General features: G+C 71.6%; 14 protein-coding genes. 5 read left to right on the plus strand and 9 right to left on the minus strand.

Annotation, left to right across the window (positions count from 1 at the left end):
* The first annotated feature begins 115 nt into the window (after positions 1–115).
* Positions 116–850, plus strand: a complete 735-nt coding sequence (locus tag ABZ865_RS37190; protein ID WP_361240266.1) for a hypothetical protein — start codon at positions 116–118, stop codon at positions 848–850.
* Here the strand turns inward: ABZ865_RS37190 and ABZ865_RS37195 are convergent.
* Entirely contained in the window at positions 796–1,524 is a 729-nt protein-coding gene (locus ABZ865_RS37195) for a 3-keto-5-aminohexanoate cleavage protein (protein ID WP_361240268.1), read from the minus strand. The genes ABZ865_RS37190 and ABZ865_RS37195 overlap by 55 nt on opposite strands.
* Before the next feature lie 288 nt (positions 1,525–1,812).
* Positions 1,813–2,415 carry a hypothetical protein gene (locus ABZ865_RS37200; protein WP_361240270.1) on the minus strand — a complete coding sequence of 201 codons (603 nt, stop codon included), beginning with the start codon at positions 2,413–2,415 and terminating at the stop codon, positions 1,813–1,815.
* 253 nt (positions 2,416–2,668) lie between these two features.
* Here ABZ865_RS37200 and ABZ865_RS37205 point away from each other — a divergent pair, with 253 nt between their 5' ends.
* Complete coding sequence (locus ABZ865_RS37205; RefSeq protein WP_361240272.1) at positions 2,669–5,458, plus strand: penicillin acylase family protein; 2,790 nt, start codon at positions 2,669–2,671, stop codon at positions 5,456–5,458.
* 28 nt (positions 5,459–5,486) lie between these two features.
* On the opposite strand, the gene ABZ865_RS37210 is transcribed toward ABZ865_RS37205, so the two are convergent.
* Both ABZ865_RS37210 and ABZ865_RS37215 read right to left on the minus strand, forming a co-directional pair.
* Positions 5,487–6,791, minus strand: coding sequence for a serine-threonine protein kinase (locus ABZ865_RS37210; protein WP_361240274.1), 1,305 nt, complete (start codon positions 6,789–6,791; stop codon positions 5,487–5,489).
* Positions 6,792–6,873: 82 nt separating this feature from the next.
* The gene (locus tag ABZ865_RS37215) at positions 6,874–8,103 is read right to left on the minus strand and encodes a DUF1343 domain-containing protein (RefSeq protein ID WP_361240276.1); all 1,230 of its coding nucleotides are present in this window, start codon (positions 8,101–8,103) and stop codon (positions 6,874–6,876) included.
* A gap of 156 nt (positions 8,104–8,259) precedes the next feature.
* Between ABZ865_RS37215 and ABZ865_RS37220 the strand changes: the two genes are divergently transcribed.
* Genes ABZ865_RS37220 through ABZ865_RS37230 form a run of 3 tightly spaced genes read left to right on the plus strand, consistent with a single transcriptional unit; the run spans position 8,260 to position 11,329 of the window.
* Positions 8,260–9,033: an SDR family NAD(P)-dependent oxidoreductase gene (locus ABZ865_RS37220; protein WP_361240278.1), complete on the plus strand. Its 774-nt coding sequence runs from the start codon at positions 8,260–8,262 to the stop codon at positions 9,031–9,033.
* Positions 9,030–10,709 (plus strand): AMP-binding protein, encoded by a 1,680-nt coding sequence (locus tag ABZ865_RS37225; protein WP_361240280.1) that lies wholly within the window; start codon positions 9,030–9,032, stop codon positions 10,707–10,709. Before ABZ865_RS37220 ends, ABZ865_RS37225 begins: the two co-directional genes overlap by 4 nt.
* 26 nt (positions 10,710–10,735) lie before the next feature.
* A complete protein-coding gene (locus ABZ865_RS37230) occupies positions 10,736–11,329 on the plus strand; it encodes a TetR/AcrR family transcriptional regulator (protein WP_361240282.1) in 594 nt (197 codons plus the stop codon).
* A gap of 127 nt (positions 11,330–11,456) precedes the next feature.
* On the opposite strand, the gene ABZ865_RS37235 is transcribed toward ABZ865_RS37230, so the two are convergent.
* From ABZ865_RS37235 to ABZ865_RS37255, 5 genes are all read right to left on the minus strand, one after another.
* Positions 11,457–12,671 carry an acyl-CoA dehydrogenase family protein gene (locus ABZ865_RS37235; protein WP_361240284.1) on the minus strand — a complete coding sequence of 405 codons (1,215 nt, stop codon included), beginning with the start codon at positions 12,669–12,671 and terminating at the stop codon, positions 11,457–11,459.
* A 6-nt stretch (positions 12,672–12,677) separates the two neighbouring features.
* Complete coding sequence (locus ABZ865_RS37240; RefSeq protein ID WP_361240286.1) at positions 12,678–13,700, minus strand: phosphotransferase family protein; 1,023 nt, start codon at positions 13,698–13,700, stop codon at positions 12,678–12,680.
* A 221-nt stretch (positions 13,701–13,921) separates the two neighbouring features.
* A complete protein-coding gene (locus ABZ865_RS37245) occupies positions 13,922–14,221 on the minus strand; it encodes a hypothetical protein (protein ID WP_361240288.1) in 300 nt (99 codons plus the stop codon).
* A gap of 159 nt (positions 14,222–14,380) precedes the next feature.
* Entirely contained in the window at positions 14,381–14,695 is a 315-nt protein-coding gene (locus ABZ865_RS37250) for a DUF202 domain-containing protein (RefSeq protein WP_361240290.1), read from the minus strand.
* Complete coding sequence (locus ABZ865_RS37255) at positions 14,692–15,084, minus strand: DUF202 domain-containing protein (RefSeq protein ID WP_361240293.1); 393 nt, start codon at positions 15,082–15,084, stop codon at positions 14,692–14,694. Before ABZ865_RS37255 ends, ABZ865_RS37250 begins: the two co-directional genes overlap by 4 nt.
* Between the last annotated feature and the right edge of the window lie 9 nt (positions 15,085–15,093).

A 15,093-nucleotide genomic window follows, 5' to 3' on the forward strand; every position in this document is an offset into this window, starting at 1 on the left:
CGCCTCCCACTGTCCGCACGCGAAATGGGTGGAGCGACCGGATTAGGGCCTGCTAACGTCGCGATCTTCGGCCGGTGGCGACACTGCGCCCGGAGTCATGAAGGGGCCAACTCCCTTGCTCACTCCTTCTCTTGACGCCGCCCTCGCGGACATCGAGACGGTCTTCAACGGCTTCTCCAGCCCGCACGAGACCGGCTGCGAGCTCTGTTTCGGGCCGGAGGAGACGGTGTATCTGCGCACGCCGTACACACGCGTACCGCTCGAACTGGTCGGCCGGTTCGTGTTCAAGCACCCGCTCCACTTCGAGGACCACGCCGCCGTGATGCGGCGTCTGCTGCCGCAGTGCGCCCGGGCGATGGCGGACGGCAGCCTGGACGGCGTCGGCTGGTGGCACCACGGGCTGAGCCGGGTGGACTGGCGGTCCTGGCCGCGGAAGCAGGCCGCCGCCGTCGAGGCCTTCGTCCTCGCCTGGTGGTACGACGCGCTGACCGCGCCCGAGCCGCCGTACCCCGTCGCCGACGTGTTCGAGACGTGCGGCGCGATCCTGCGCACGATGACCCCGCTGCTCGACCGGTGGGACGCCCATCCCGCCGCCGACGCCCACCTCGTCCGCTGCGCGAGCGCGTGGCTGCACTCGCTGATCTACGACGACTGGCCGTTCACGTGGTGGACCCGGGACGACGAGGCCGCCGGCATCGCCGAACTCCAGGCCTGGTTCGCCCGGCACGCACCCGCGCGGCTACGCGCCCAGGGGGAGGAGGATCTGGCGATCCAGGCCCGACTCGTCGGTCTGCCCTACGACGAGCGCTGGAACGATCCGTACTGGACCAGCCCCTCCGCCACCAACTGAGCGTTGGACGAGGCCCGTTCCCCGTCCGGCAGGAACAGCGTGTCCTCCAGGCCGATCCGGGTCGCCAGGCCGAGGCGGCCGGCCAGTCGCAGCACCGGCCAGGTGCCGCCCTCCTCGCCGTGCAGCAGCACGGGTCGGCCGTGGGCGTCGTCCAGCTCGGCCAGCAGGGCCCGCGCGGATGTCTCCGCCGTCACCGGGTCCGGGTCGGTCACTTCCGCGAGCACGCGCAGCACCCTCGGCCCCAGCGGCGAGGCCGCGAAGCGGGCCGCTCCGTCGGTGCCGGACCAGATCCCCGCCTCCACGCCGATGCCCATGGCCAGCAGCTGCTCGGCGACCTCTTCGGCGCCCGGCTCGTGCCAGTTGACCGAGGCGAAGTCGGGCAGCACCGTCCAGCCGCGCACCCGGTCGAGGCGGGCCGCGGGATCGGGTTCGGCCCAGGCGCCGGTGGTCACTCCGACCGGCACCGACGCAGACGCCCGTATCGCTTCGAGTGTCGGGGCGAGCACCCGTGGGGACAGGCTGTCGTGCCCGCAGGGCGTCTTCGGATGGACGTGCACCTCCGTGGCACCGGCCGCGACCGCATCCGCGGCGGACCGCGCCAACTCCCGCGGCGACAGCGGCACGCACGCGCCGTCGGCGGCCGAGCGGCGCCCGTTGAGACAGACCTGCATCATGCCCCGATGGTGCCAGTCGCCACTGACAACGGTCCCGAGGCGAGGTCAGGCAGGGGGTGCGGCATCCCCGGCACACCCCCCGGGTTTCCCTCCCCGTCGGTCGGTCGGGCCCCTCGGTCAGCCGGGCGGGCCCCCGTCGGGGTCACTCGGTCAGGCCCCCGTTGGCCGTACGGTCAGGCCCCCGTCGGTCGTACGGTCGGGCCCTCGTCGGTCGGGCGGTGAAGCCCCCGTTGGTCGGGCGGTCAGGCCCCCGTCGGTCACTCGGTCAGGCCCCCGTCGGTCACTCGGTCAGGCCGACATCAGCAGTGGTTCGCGGCGTGCGGACTCCAGTGTCCGGGGCGTGAGTACGGGCCGGGGCACGAGGATGCCGCAGTCCGTGCAGACCGGACCGGACGACGGCTCGTGGACCAGGCCGTACGTCCACCTCAGGCGCTCTCCGCCGCACACCGGGCAGGCCGAGCCCGGCTCGCGCTCCAGCGCGGCGATCAGCCGGCGCAGCACCTCCGCGAGAGGCTCGTCGGGGTGGACCCCCGGGTCGTCGCACCAGGCGACCCCGAACCCGCCCCAGGTCATCCGGTGCCAGTCGTCCACACTGCCGGGCCGGCGCAGCCCGTCGTGCTTCTCCTTCCTGCGGCGTTCCGCGAAGTCGGCCTCATAGGCCAGCCACACCGCCCGCGCCTCCTCCAGCTCCTCCAGCGCGGCCACGAGCCGCGCCGGATCGGGGGAGCGGTCCTCGGGTCCGAAACCGGCCCGGGAGCACAGATGGTCCCAGGTCGCCCGGTGCCCATAAGGAGCGAACCGCTCCAGGCACTTGCGCAGTGAGTAGCGCCGTAGCGCCAGATCACACCGCGGATCGCGCACCTGTCTCGCCAGACTTCGGAATCCGGCCATGGCCCTGCACCTCCGTCACATCTGCGTTCGCTCTTCGGTCACTTCGGTGTCGCCGCACGCGTCGCGCGACATCGCCGAGTAGACGTATCGACACACGATCCGGCTCCATCCGATTTCCGATGCCCTCCCATAAGGCGGCCCGGGTTGACGCGGTCACCGGGCCCCGGGACACCAAAACTTGACGCATGTTCACCTTCCAACTCGGGGATACCGGCGGTAACGTCCGGCCACCCCCGTCGGGAGGAGCTGCCCCATGACACGGCGCACCCCACGCAACGTGTTGTTCGACAAACTGAGAACTCCCCGCAAGCTCTCCGGGTTCCTGAAGACGGCATCCGTCTGCGTTCTGATCGCCGGCCTTCTCTCCCCGCTCACCCAGGCCGTGGCCGCGCCGAGCATCACGGCCTCGAACGACTACTGCGGCGGCCAGTGTTCCGACATCCTGCCGCCCGGCGAGAACGGCAATGCCACCCTCGCCCAGATCCTGCTCAACCAGATGTTCGGCACCCAGCCCTCCCACGCCGAGGACCAGCTCGGCCCGTACGCGGGCCTCGCGACCGGCTACTCCGGCCTCACCGACGCGAAGATCAACACCTTCTTCAACGACGCGTCGTTCGGCGTCCCCTCCGACCAGGTCGCCTCCTCCGAGAAGCCGGCCGGCCGCGGTGACGTGACGATCGTCCGGGACAAGAAGTCCGGTGTGCCGCACATCACGGGCACCACCCGGTACGGCACCGAGTTCGGCGCCGGTTACGCGGCCGCCGAGGACCGGCTGTGGCTGATGGACGTCTTCCGGCACGTGGGCCGCGGCCAGCTGACCTCCTTCGCGGGCGGCGCGGCCGCCAACCAGGGCCTGGAGCAGCAGTTCTACCGCAACGCGCCGTACACCGAGGCCGACCTCCAGGCGCAGATCGACCGCGCCGTGGCGAGCAACGGAGCGCGCGGGCAGCAGGCGCTCGCGGACGTCAACGCCTACCTCGACGGGATCAACGCCTACATCGACGCCTCCGACAGCGGCCGTTACTTCCCCGGCGAGTACGTCCTGACCGGCCACAAGGACGCGATCACCAACGCCGGCACCATCGCCCACTTCAAGGTCACCGACCTGGTGGCGCTGGCCTCCGTCATCGGCTCGCTGTTCGGCTCCGGAGGCGGCGGCGAGGTGGGCAACGCGCTGTCCCTGATCGCCGCCCAGTCCAAGTACGGCGTCGAGGAGGGCACCAGGGTCTGGGAGTCCTTCCGCGAGCGCAACGACCCCGAGGCCGCCCTCACCGTGCACAACGGCGAGAGCTTCCCGTACGTGACCAGGCCCGCCACCGCACAGGGCGAGGCCCTGCCCGACGCCGGCTCGGTCACCCAGGAACCGCTCGTCTACGACCGCACCGGCAGCGCGGCCTCCGCGAGCGCCGCGAAGACCTCCGCCACGGCCGCGAAGACCGCCCTCACCTCCGCCCGGCGCGGCATGTCCAACGCCCTCGTGGTCAGTGGCAAATACACCGCGAGCGGCCACCCCATCGCCGTCTTCGGACCGCAGACCGGCTACTTCGCCCCGCAGCTGCTCATGCTCCAGGAGATCCAGGGCCCCGGCATCAGCGCCCGCGGCGCCTCCTTCGCGGGCCTGAGCATGTACGTCGAACTCGGCCGCGGCCAGGACTACTCCTGGAGCGCGACCACGTCCGGCCAGGACATCATCGACACCTACGCCGTCGAACTGTGCCAGGACGACTACCACTACCTGTACCACGGCACCTGCACGGCCATGGACAAGGTCGAGCAGAAGAACTCCTGGACGCCGACCACGGCCGACGGCACGCCGGCGGGCTCGTACACCATGCGGGCGTGGCGCACCAAGTACGGGCCGGTGGAGTACCGGGCCACCGTCGGCGGCAAGAAGGTCGCCTACACCACCTTGCGCTCCTCCTACCTGCACGAGGCCGACTCGATCATCGGCTTCCAGATGCTGAACGACCCCGACTACGTCAAGGGCCCGGGGGGCTTCCAGAGCGCGGCCCAGCACATCAACTACACCTTCAACTGGTTCTACGCCGACTCCCAGCACACCGCGTACTACAACAGCGGTGACAACCCCGTCCGGGCCGCCGGTGTCGACGCCGAGTTCCCGGTGTGGGCGCAGCCCGCGTACGAGTGGCGGAACTGGGATCCGGCCGCCAACACGGCCGACTACACCCCGGCCTCCGCCCACCCCAACTCCGTCGACCAGGACTACTACATCTCCTGGAACAACAAGCAGGCCAAGGACTACACGACCGCGCCCTGGGGCAACGGCTCCGTGCACCGCGGCAACCTGCTGGACGACCGGGTGAAGAAGCTCGTCGCGGCCGGCGGGGTGACCCGCACCAAGCTGGTGCAGGCCATGGCGGACGCGGCCCTCGCCGACCTGCGCGCCGAGGACGTGCTGCCCAAGCTGCTGAAGGTGATCAACTCCTCGCCGGTCACCGACTCCACGGCGGCCGCCGCGGTGAACAAGCTCCAGGCATGGGTGACGGCGGGCGCCAGGCGCACCGAGACGTCGGCGGGTTCGAAGACGTACGCCAACGCGGACGCGATCCGCATCCTGGACGCCTGGTGGCCGCTGCTGGTCAAGGCGGAGTTCGAACCCGGACTGGGCAGCGACCTGTACAACGCGATCACCGGCAACCTGCCCGTGGACGAGGCGCCGTCCGCCGGTCACGGCCCGACCGGCTCGCACGCCGGAAGCTCCTTCCAGTACGGCTGGTGGAGCTATGTCGACAAGGACATCCGCGCGGTCCTCGGCGAGCCCGTGCAGGGCGGCCTGGCCCGGACGTACTGCGGCGGCGGCAGCCTCGGCTCCTGCCGGGACGCGCTGATCAGCACGCTGAAGCAGGCCGCCGGCCTGACCGCCGCCCAGGTCTACCCGGGTGACGACCAGTGCTCGGCCGGCGACCAGTGGTGCGCCGACTCCATCGCCCAGCGCGCCCTGGGCGGCATCAAGCACGGCAGGATCAGCTGGCAGAACCGGCCGACCTACCAGCAGGTCGTGGAGTACACCGCGCACCGGTGACACGTCCGGTGACCCACCCGGCGGCGGGTCAGGTGATGCGGCCCGCCGCCAGGACCACCCGCGCCAGTTCGGGGTGCACGATGTCGCTGTGCGCCCCGGCCGGCGGGCCGCCGTGCCGGACGACGGACGCCACGTCCACGTTCACGCACCCCGAGGCCGGCAGCGGTCCCCGCAGCGCGCCCGCGAGATCCAGCCCGGCCGTGCCGGGGACCGCCTGCACCCCGTCGTGGCCCATCGCGCCCCAGCGGACGCCCAGCAGGTCGCCGACGGCGTTCCCGGTGAGCGAGCGGTCGTCGTCCGCCATCCGTGAGGCCAGCGGGTAGAAGGTGCCGAGCGCCGAGTCGAACCGCGAGTGGCAGCACACCAGCGGGCCGTCGATCCGGCCCTGTCGGCCGTGCAGCGCGCCCGCCGCGTCATGGTCGTGCGGCAGCCGCTCGGCGAACGCGTAGTGCGAGAAGGCTCCTTGGAGCAGGGTCACGGACTTCACCGTGCGCACCCCCGCGGGCAGCCCGCGCAGCGCGAACGCCACCAGCCGCCCGCCGAAGCTGTGCCCGACCAGATGCACCCGCACGTCCGCCGCCGCGCGGGCCAACTGACCGACCACCGGCCCCAGTCCGTGCTCACCGACCGTCCCGGCACGCCGCTTCATCGCATAGTACGTCGCCTGCCGCAGCAGCTCCTTGGCGCCCTCCCAGGGATTCGGCAACCCGAACTGTGCCGGTGCGGCAGGGGAGTTGAGTCCGATCAGGGCCTCGGCGAACTCCTCGCAGGCGGCGGTCGTGTCCCCATGGAACACGACGGGGTCGCCCTCCTCGGACGTGTCGGTCACGGCGAGCGCCTGCCCCGGCGCCTCGACCAGCAGCCGCACCAGCCGCCCGAACTCCGCCAGCCCCTCCTCCCCGCGCGGCTGCTCGTCCAGCAGCCGGGCCAGCTGGTCGAGCACCGAGGTCCGGCCCGGGAACGCCTCCAGCAGCGCGCGCCGCGTGTCCTTGTCCAGGGCGGACCGCGGCGCCGCCTCCGCCTCGGTGGCCGCCACCGACCGGGGGAAGTCGGGGATCGGCTCGTCGCTGAACCGCATCGACGGCCAGATCACACCCACGTACCCGATCCGCGCCCCCGGCGCGAGCTGGGGGACGGGCGCGAAGAACCGGCGGTACAGCGCGGTGGCGCCCGTACGGTCGTTGTTCCAGCCGTGCGCGAAGACGATCAGGTCACGGACGCCCTCGCCCGTGACCTGCGTCAGCAGCCGGTCGCGTTCGGGGCGGTCCACGTCCCCGTCCGCGTCGAAGGTCAGCTCCCAGTAGGGAGTCACGCTCATCCCAGGATCCGCCATCACAGGCTCCCTTGTGCCCCCGAAACGGTGCGATACGGGCGCATCGTCCTGCGGCGGGGCGGGGTTGGCCATACAACGCGGCTCAGTTGTAGAGGAGATATTCCTTTCGAATCCGCTGGAACGCCGTCAGCTCCTCCTGCCAGGCACCGGTCACCTCGTCGGTGCCGGCACCCGCGTCGATCATCGTCCGCACCCGCGTGGAGCCGGTCAGCTTGTCGATCCAGTTGTCCGCACGCCAGGCGAAGCCGGTCCACGCCTTCCTGGCGGTCACCAGCAGCGCGATCCCGGTGCGCACCGGGTCGTAGACGGCCCGGTCGGTCACGTGGATCTGGACGCCGCCGACGGTCTTGCCCTGGAACTTGGAGAAGGTGGGCGCGAAGTACGCCTCCCGGAACCGGACGCCCGGCAGCCCGAGTTCGTTCACGGCGGCGGCCCAGCGCCCGTCGATGCCGTCGGCGCCTAGGAGTTCGAAGGGTCGTGTCGTGCCCCGGCCCTCGGAGAGGTTGGTGCCCTCGAACATGCAGGTTCCGGAGTACACCAATGCCGTGTCCGGAGTGGGCATGTTGGGGCTCGGCGGCACCCAGGGCAGCCCGGAGTCGTCGTAGAACCGCGACCGCTTCCAGCCCGTCATCAGGACGGTCTCCAGCGGTACGGGGGCGGCGAGGAACTCGCCGTTGAACAGCCGGGCCAGCTCGGCGACCGTCATCCCATGCGCCTGCGCGATCGGCTGCCGGCCGACGAACGTGGCGAACTCCTTGTGCAGCACCGGCCCCTGGGCGGACCGTCCGGTGACCGGGTTGGGCCGGTCGAGGACGACGAACCGCTTGCCCGCGAGCTGGGCCGCCTCCATGCAGTCGTAGAGCGTCCAGATGTACGTGTAGAAGCGGGCGCCGACGTCCTGGATGTCGAAGACGATCGTGTCGACGCCGGAGGCCGTGAACACGTCGGCCAGCGGCGAGCCGCTCTTCAGGTAGGTGTCGTAGACGGGCAGTCCGGTCGCGGGGTCGTCGTAGCGTCCCTCGGAGCCGCCGGCCTGGGCGGTGCCCCGGAAGCCGTGCTCCGGGCCGAAGACGGCGGTGAGCCTGACGCGGGGGTCGGCGTGCATGACGTCGACGATGTGGCGGGCGTCCCGGGTGATGCCGGTGGGGTTCGTGACCACACCGACCTTCTGGCCGGAGAGAAGGGAGTAGCCGTCGGCCGCGAGGCGCTCGAAACCGGTCTGGGGGTGCTCGCGGGGTTTGGCGCCGGCCGGTGCCAGGGGTACGGCTGCCAGCGTGGCTGATGCGAGCATGTTCCGTCTGGACAGGTGCATCGGGGTGACCTCCGTGGGTGTGGAAGTACAGGCCGTATGTGACTCGTCGCGTCCCTTAGGTTGCTGCAGTCACCCTTCCTTTCACACATACCGACTGGTTAGTCTGGCGTTCGCCGAGCCGATGCGCGCCGCGCGAAGTCGTGTCGAAGGAGACCGATGGTGGAAGCCGTGCAGGATGCGGGAGTGGTCGTCACCGGAGCTGGTGGCGGGATCGGGGCCGCGCTGGCCCGGAGGTTCGCCGCCGACGGAGCCCGGGTGGTCGTGAACGACCTGGACGGTGAGAAGGCCGAGGCGGTCGCGGCCGAGATCGGCGGGATCGCGGTGCCGGGCGACGCCTCCGCGATCGTCGGCGAGGCCCGGGACGCGCTCGGCGGCACCGTCGACGTCTACTGCGCCAACGCCGGCGTCGCCTTCGAGGACGGCGTGCCCGGCGCCCCGCTCGACGAGAAGTCCTGGGCGGTGTCCTGGGACGTCAACGTGATGGCCCATGTCCGCGCGGCCCATGTACTGCTGCCGGACTGGCTGGAGCGCGGCCGCGGAAGGTTCGTCTCCACCGTCTCGGCCGCCGGACTCCTCACCATGATCGGCGCGCCCTCCTACAGCGTCACCAAGCACGGCGCGCTGGCCTTCGCCGAGTGGCTGTCCCTGACGTACGGTCACCGGGGCGTCAAGGTCCACGCCATCTGCCCCCAGGGCGTCCGCACCGACATGCTGGCCGCCACCGGCAGCGCCGGCGATCTCGTGCTGCACCCGACCGCCATCGAGCCCGAGGCCGTCGCCGACGCCCTCTTCCAGGGCATCGAGGAGGACCGCTTCCTGGTCCTTCCGCACCCCGAGGTCGCCGAGTACTACCGCGCCCGGGCCACCGGCCCCGACCGCTGGCTGGCCGGGATGAACCACATCCAGCAGAAGTGGGAGGCCACCCGGTGACCGCCTCCCCCTACGCGGCCCGGCCGTGGCTGGCGCTGCTCACCGAGGCCCAGCGGGGACCGGTCGAGCCCGCCGACTCCCTGGTGCACGCCCTGCGCCGCGCGGTCGCCGAGGCCCCCGACCGCACCTTCCTCGCCTACTTCGACGCCCGCCTGAGCTACCGCGAGGTCGACGAGCTGAGCGACTCGGTGGCCGCCCACCTCGCCGCGCGCGGTCTGGAGCGCGGGGACCGGGTCGCCGTCCTGCTGCAGAACTCCCCGCACTTCGTGCTGGCCGTGCTCGGCGCCTGGAAGGCGGGTGCGACCGTCGTGCCCGTCAACCCGATGTACAAGTCCGCCGAGGTCTCCCACGTCCTGCGGGACGGCGAGGTGGCCGCGCTGATCTGCTCCGACCGGGCCTGGGAGGCGTACCTGAGGGAGACGGCCGCCGGTTCGCCGGTGCGGATCGTGCTCACCGGATGCGAGCTGGACTTCCAGACCCGCGACGACGCGCGCGTGCTCGCCTTCGAGCGGCTGCCAGGGGCCGCCGACGCCGACGACCTCGTGGCCGTCGCCCGGCAGGGCGGCCGGGCCCCCGAGGGTCGTGACCCGCGCCCCGAGGACATCGCCCTGGTCAGCTACACCTCCGGCACCAGCGGCACCCCCAAGGGCGCCACCAACACGCACGGCAACATCATGCACAACGCCGAACGGCAGCGGACCGGGCTCGGTCTGCCCGAGGCACCCGTCTACTACGCGCTCGCGCCGCTGTTCCACATCACCGGCATGGTGTGCCAGTTCGGCGCCTGCCTGAACAGCGCGGGCACGCTCGTGCTCGCCTACCGCTTCGAGCCGGGCGTCGTCCTGGAGGCCTTCGCGGAGCACGCCCCGCACTACACGGTCGGCCCCTCCACCGCCTACATGGCCCTCGCCGCCCACCCCGACGTCACCCGCGAGCACTTCGCCTCCTTCGTCAACCTCTCCTCGGGCGGCGCCCCGGTGCCGCCCGCCCTGGTCGAGCGGTTCCGCGAGCGCTTCGGGCCGTACATCCGCGTCGGCTACGGCCTCACCGAGTGCACGGGCCCCTGCGCCGCCGTACCGCCCGGCCTGGAGGCGCCCGTCGACCCCGTCTCCGGCACGCTGTCGGTCGGCGTGCCCGGCGCGGACACCGTCGTACGCATCGTCGACGAGCAGGGCGAGGAGGTGCCGTTCGGGGAGCACGGCGAGATCGTCGTACGCGGGCCCCAGGTGGTCCCCGGCTACCGCGGGCGCCCCGACGCCACCGCTGAGACCTTCCCGGACGGCGAGCTGCGCACCGGGGACATCGGCTTCATGGACGAACAGGGTTGGCTCTACGTCGTCGACCGCAAGAAGGACATGATCAACGCGTCCGGCTTCAAGGTGTGGCCGCGCGAGGTCGAGGACGTCCTCTACACCCACCCGGCGGTGCGCGAGGCGGCCGTCGTCGGGATCCCGGACGGCTACCGCGGGGAGTCCGTCAAGGCGTACATCAGCCTGCGGCCGGGCACCGCGGCGGACCCGGATGAACTCGCGGTGTACTGCAAGGAGAGACTGGCCGCCTACAAATACCCCCGCCAGGTGGAGATACTGCCCGACCTCCCCAAGACGGCGAGTGGGAAGATCCTCCGGCGGGAACTGCGTTCCCGCGCGCAGGACCGTAGTGACGACAGTCGATAGACACGACAGAAAGGCAGGTGGCGGCAGTGCCCAGGACGACGGACGGAGACGGGACCCCCGTTCCGCAGCGGCTGCTGGACGCCGCCACCCGCCTCTTCGCCGAGCAGGGTTACGACCGCACGTCCGTGCAGGAGATCGTGGAGGCGGCCGGCGTCACCAAGGGGGCGCTGTACCACTACTTCGGCTCCAAGGACGATCTGCTGCATGAGGTGTACGCGCGCGTGCTGCGCCTCCAGCAGGAGCGGCTGGACACGTTCGCCAACGCGGACGCGCCCATCGAGAAGCGGCTGCGGGACGCGGCCGCGGACGTCGTGGTGACCACGATCGAGAACCTCGACGACGCGATGATCTTCTTCCGGTCCATGCACCACCTGAGCCCGGAGAAGAACAAGCAGGTCCGCGCCGAGCGCCGGCGCTACCACGAACAGTTCCGCGCGCTCATCGAGGAGGGCCAGCGCGAGGGCGTCTTCTCCACGGCGACCCCGGCCGACCTGGTCGTGGACTACCACTTCGGCTCGGTCCACCACCTGTCGACCTGGTACCGCCCCGACGGCCCCCTCACCCCCCAGCAGGTCGCCGACCACCTCGCCGACCTGTTGCTGCGGGCCCTGCGCCCCTGAGCGTGCGGGGGCAGGGCCTGACAGCGCATGCGCAAGGCCCGACAGCGCATGAGCAGGGCCTGGCAGCGCATGCGTAAGGGGCGACCGCCATGGCGGCCGCCCCTTACGCGCGTTCCCTACGGGTACGTCACAGGTACTTCTTCAGCTCCCGGCGCGCCAGCGACCGCTGGTGCACCTCGTCCGGGCCGTCGGCGAGCATCAGCGTGCGCGCCGCCGCGTACAGCTCGGCGAGCGGGAAGTCCTGGCTGACGCCGCCCGCGCCGTGCAGCTGGATGGCACGGTCGAGGATGCCGACGACCGCGCGCGGGGTGGCGATCTTGATGGCCTGGATCTCGGTGTGGGCGCCCCTGTTGCCGACGGTGTCCATCAGCCAGGCCGTCTTCAGCACCAGCAGCCGCAGCTGCTCGACGCTCACCCGGGCGTCGGCGATCCAGTTCTGCACCACGCCCTGCTGGGCCAGGGCCTTGCCGAAGGCCGTGCGGGAGACCGCGCGCCGGCACATCAGCTCGATCGCCCGCTCGGCCATGCCGATCAGCCGCATGCAGTGGTGGATGCGGCCGGGGCCGAGGCGGGCCTGGGCGATGGCGAAGCCGCCGCCCTCCTCGCCGATGAGGTTGGTGACGGGCACGCGCGCGTGGTCGAAGACCACCTCGGCGTGGCCGCCGTGGGAGTGGTCCTCGTAGCCGAACACCTGCATGGCCCGCTTGACCGTGACCCCCGGGGTGTCGCGGGGGACCAGGACCATGGACTGCTGACGGCGGATGTCGGCGCCGTCCGGGTCCGTCTTGCCCATCACGATGAAGATCGTGCAGTCCGGGTTCATCGCCCCGGAGATGTACCACTTGCGGCCGGTGATGACGTACTCGTCGCCGTCCCGCTCGATGTGCGTGGTGATGTTGGTGGCGTCGGAGGAGGCCACCTCCGGCTCGGTCATCGCGAACGCCGAGCGGATCTCACCGGCCAGCAGCGGCTCCAGCCACTGCTTGCGCTGCTGCTCGTTGCCGAACTGGGCCAGCACCTCCATGTTCCCGGTGTCGGGCGCGGCGCAGTTCAGCGCGGTGGGCGCCAGGTGCGGGGAGCGGCCGGTGATCTCGGCGAGCGGCGCGTACTGCAGGTTCGTCAGTCCGGCGCCGTACTCGGCGTCCGGCAGGAAGAGGTTCCACAGGCCCTGCCGCCGGGCCTCGGCCTTCAGCTCCTCGACCACGGCCGGGGTGTCCCACGGCGAGGCCAGCTCGGCCCGCTGCTCCTCGGCGACCGCCTCGGCCGGGTAGACGTACTCGTCCATGAAGGCGAGGAGCTTGGCGCGCAGTTCCTCGGTGCGCGCGTCGAACGCGAAGTCCATGTCCGGTCAGCCTTCCTGAAGCGTGGTCAGTCCGTGGTCGATGAAGACGGGCACGAGGCCGCCGATCCGGTCGAAGCCGCGCCCGACCGTCTGGCCGAGGGTGTACCGGTAGTGGATGCCCTCCAGGATCACGGCGAGCTTGAACCAGGCGAACGCCGTGTACCAGGAGACCGCCGAGACATCGCGCCCCGAACGCGCCGCGTACCGCTCGATCAGCTCCTGCGGGGACGGGTGCCCCGGTGCCTCGGCGGTGGTGGACACGGGCGAGTCGGGCGCCCCGAGCGGCCGGCTGTACATCACCAGCAGGCCCAGGTCCGTCAGCGGGTCGCCGAGCGTGGACATCTCCCAGTCCAGGATCGCCTTGATCTTGTCGTCGGCGCCGATGAGGACGTTGTCCAGCCGGTAGTCGCCGTGGACGACCGCGGGCGCGGGGGAGGTGGGCAGGGAGCGTCCGAGGGCGGCGTGGAGCTCGTCGATGCCGGCCAGTTCGCGGTTGCGGGAGGCGTCCAGTTGCTTGCCCCAGCGGCGCAGCTGCCGGTCCAGGAAGCCCTCCGGGCGGCCGAAGTCCTCCAGGCCCACCTCGGCGGGGTCCACCGCGTGCAGTTCGACCAGCGTGTCCACCAGGGACAGCACCGCGTTGCGGGTGCGCTCCTCGCCCAGCGGGGCGAGCTGGTCGGCGGTGCGGTACGGGGTGCCCTCGACGAACTCCATGACGTAGAAGGGCGCCCCGAGCACCTCGTCGTCCTCGCACAGCAGCACCGGCCGTGGGACCGGGACCTCGGTCGGGTGCAGCGCGCTGATCACCCGGTGCTCGCGCTTCATGTCGTGCGCGGTGGCCAGCACATGGCCGAGCGGCGGCCGCCGCACGACCCACTTCGAGGCGCCGTCGGACAGCAGGTAGGTGAGGTTCGACCGTCCGCCCTCGATCAGCCGGCCGGTCAGGGGGCCGCTCACCAGACCCGGACGCTCACGGTCGAGCAGCGCGCGGAGCCGGTCGAGGTCGAGTCCGGGCGGGTGGTCGGCGCTCATACATCACTCCTACGTACGGGTGAACAGGAACCCGTCTCATGATGCCGACCGGTCGGTATGTCGTCCAGTGCGTGTGCCGAACAGGCCGCGAAACGTGACCGGAGCCACGATAGGCCGACGGCTCCCCGGTGCGCTTCCCGGGGAGCCGCCGACCTCTTGTCTTCCGCCGCTTTTCTGCCGCTCGCTGGGTTCCGACGCCCGCCGGGGGTGGTGGCGGGAGGTCAGTGGTCGTCCCAGTGGTCCCCGTGCTCGGCGTGCCGGTGTCCGTCGTGCAGATAGTCGACATGGTCGCCGTGCCGCACGCGCGCGTGCCCGCACTCCTCGTGGTGGACGTGCGCGTGGTCCGCGTGCGCGGTGTGGCCGGCCGGCTCGCACTCGTCCCAGTGGCCGCCGTGCTCGCGGTGCAGATGGCCGTCGTGCACGTAGTCGAGGTGGTCGCCGTGCGGCACGGCCGTGTGTCCGCAGTCCGGACCGTGGCTGTGCGTGCCGTGCTCGACGTGTTCCTGGTGGAGCGTGGTCATGGTGCGTGCTCACCTTCGGGAGGCGCGGGATCTGACGACCGACAGGCTACGCGCGTATGGGGCTTTTCCGGGCATATCGGATGATTGGTGTCGAAGTGGGCACGTGCCGTGCCGCGAGGTCCGAGCGAGCCGGCGCTGGACCCGGCGCCAGAACCGGCGCTAGAAGACGAGTGCGGTCGCGCACACCGCCATCGCCACCGTGCACAGCACCGCCGCCGTCGCGTGCCGGGGTGCCAGCGCCGCGGGGCGGGGGCTCGCCGTGAGGGCGCGGATCCGGTGGTGGGCGACCCACAGGAAGCCCAGCCAGAGGGCACAGCACAGCGCGCTCACCACGAGTCCGGCGGCCGTGGCCCCGCCGTGCAGCGCGGTCTTCACGGCGAGCACGGCGGCCACGGTGCTCGACAGCGTCGTACGCCGCCAGGCCAGTCGGGTCCGCTCGGGCTGCAGCCCCGGATCCCGGTCCTCCGTGCTCATCCCGCCCATCCGACCAGCACCACCACGACCATCGCGACGGCCACCACCGCGACGACCAGGCTCAGCAGTGCCGGGAACCGGGACGCCGGCAGGTCCTCGCCCCGGCGCATCGCCCGCTCGCAGCGCACCCAGTGGTTCACCGCGCGCAGCGAGCACAGCACACCGGCGCCGAGCAGCGCGAGCGCGAGACCGGCCCGCCACGCCCAGCGCAGGTCCGGCAGGAACTGGTCCACCGCGAATCCGCCGCCGATGAGCGCGAGGGCGGTCCGCAGCCAGGCCAGGAACGTGCGCTCGTTGGCCAGCGAGAAGCGGTAGTCGGGGGTGCTGCCCTCTGCCCGTACCCGCTCCGGCGCGAACCAGAGCCGGACGTTCCGCACGAATTCGATCACGCGCAGGAC

Origin of the sequence: Streptomyces sp. NPDC047085 (assembly GCF_040643735.1) — a bacterium.
GTDB lineage: Bacteria > Actinomycetota > Actinomycetes > Streptomycetales > Streptomycetaceae > Streptomyces.

What these genes read in the sequence shown, in the direction of transcription:
- ABZ865_RS37195 (WP_361240268.1), bottom strand. Translation starts at nt 1,524, where the DNA reads ATGATGCAGGTCTGTCTCAACGGGCGCCGCTCGGCCGCCGACGGCGCG.
- ABZ865_RS37250 (WP_361240290.1), bottom strand. Translation starts at nt 14,695, where the DNA reads ATGAGCACGGAGGACCGGGATCCGGGGCTGCAGCCCGAGCGGACCCGA.
- ABZ865_RS37215 (WP_361240276.1), bottom strand. Translation starts at nt 8,103, where the DNA reads ATGCACCTGTCCAGACGGAACATGCTCGCATCAGCCACGCTGGCAGCC.
- ABZ865_RS37240 (WP_361240286.1), bottom strand. Translation starts at nt 13,700, where the DNA reads ATGAGCGCCGACCACCCGCCCGGACTCGACCTCGACCGGCTCCGCGCG.
- ABZ865_RS37205 (WP_361240272.1), top strand. Translation starts at nt 2,669, where the DNA reads ATGACACGGCGCACCCCACGCAACGTGTTGTTCGACAAACTGAGAACT.
- ABZ865_RS37235 (WP_361240284.1), bottom strand. Translation starts at nt 12,671, where the DNA reads ATGGACTTCGCGTTCGACGCGCGCACCGAGGAACTGCGCGCCAAGCTC.
- ABZ865_RS37210 (WP_361240274.1), bottom strand. Translation starts at nt 6,791, where the DNA reads ATGGCGGATCCTGGGATGAGCGTGACTCCCTACTGGGAGCTGACCTTC.
- ABZ865_RS37245 (WP_361240288.1), bottom strand. Translation starts at nt 14,221, where the DNA reads ATGACCACGCTCCACCAGGAACACGTCGAGCACGGCACGCACAGCCAC.
- ABZ865_RS37220 (WP_361240278.1), top strand. Translation starts at nt 8,260, where the DNA reads ATGGTGGAAGCCGTGCAGGATGCGGGAGTGGTCGTCACCGGAGCTGGT.
- ABZ865_RS37200 (WP_361240270.1), bottom strand. Translation starts at nt 2,415, where the DNA reads ATGGCCGGATTCCGAAGTCTGGCGAGACAGGTGCGCGATCCGCGGTGT.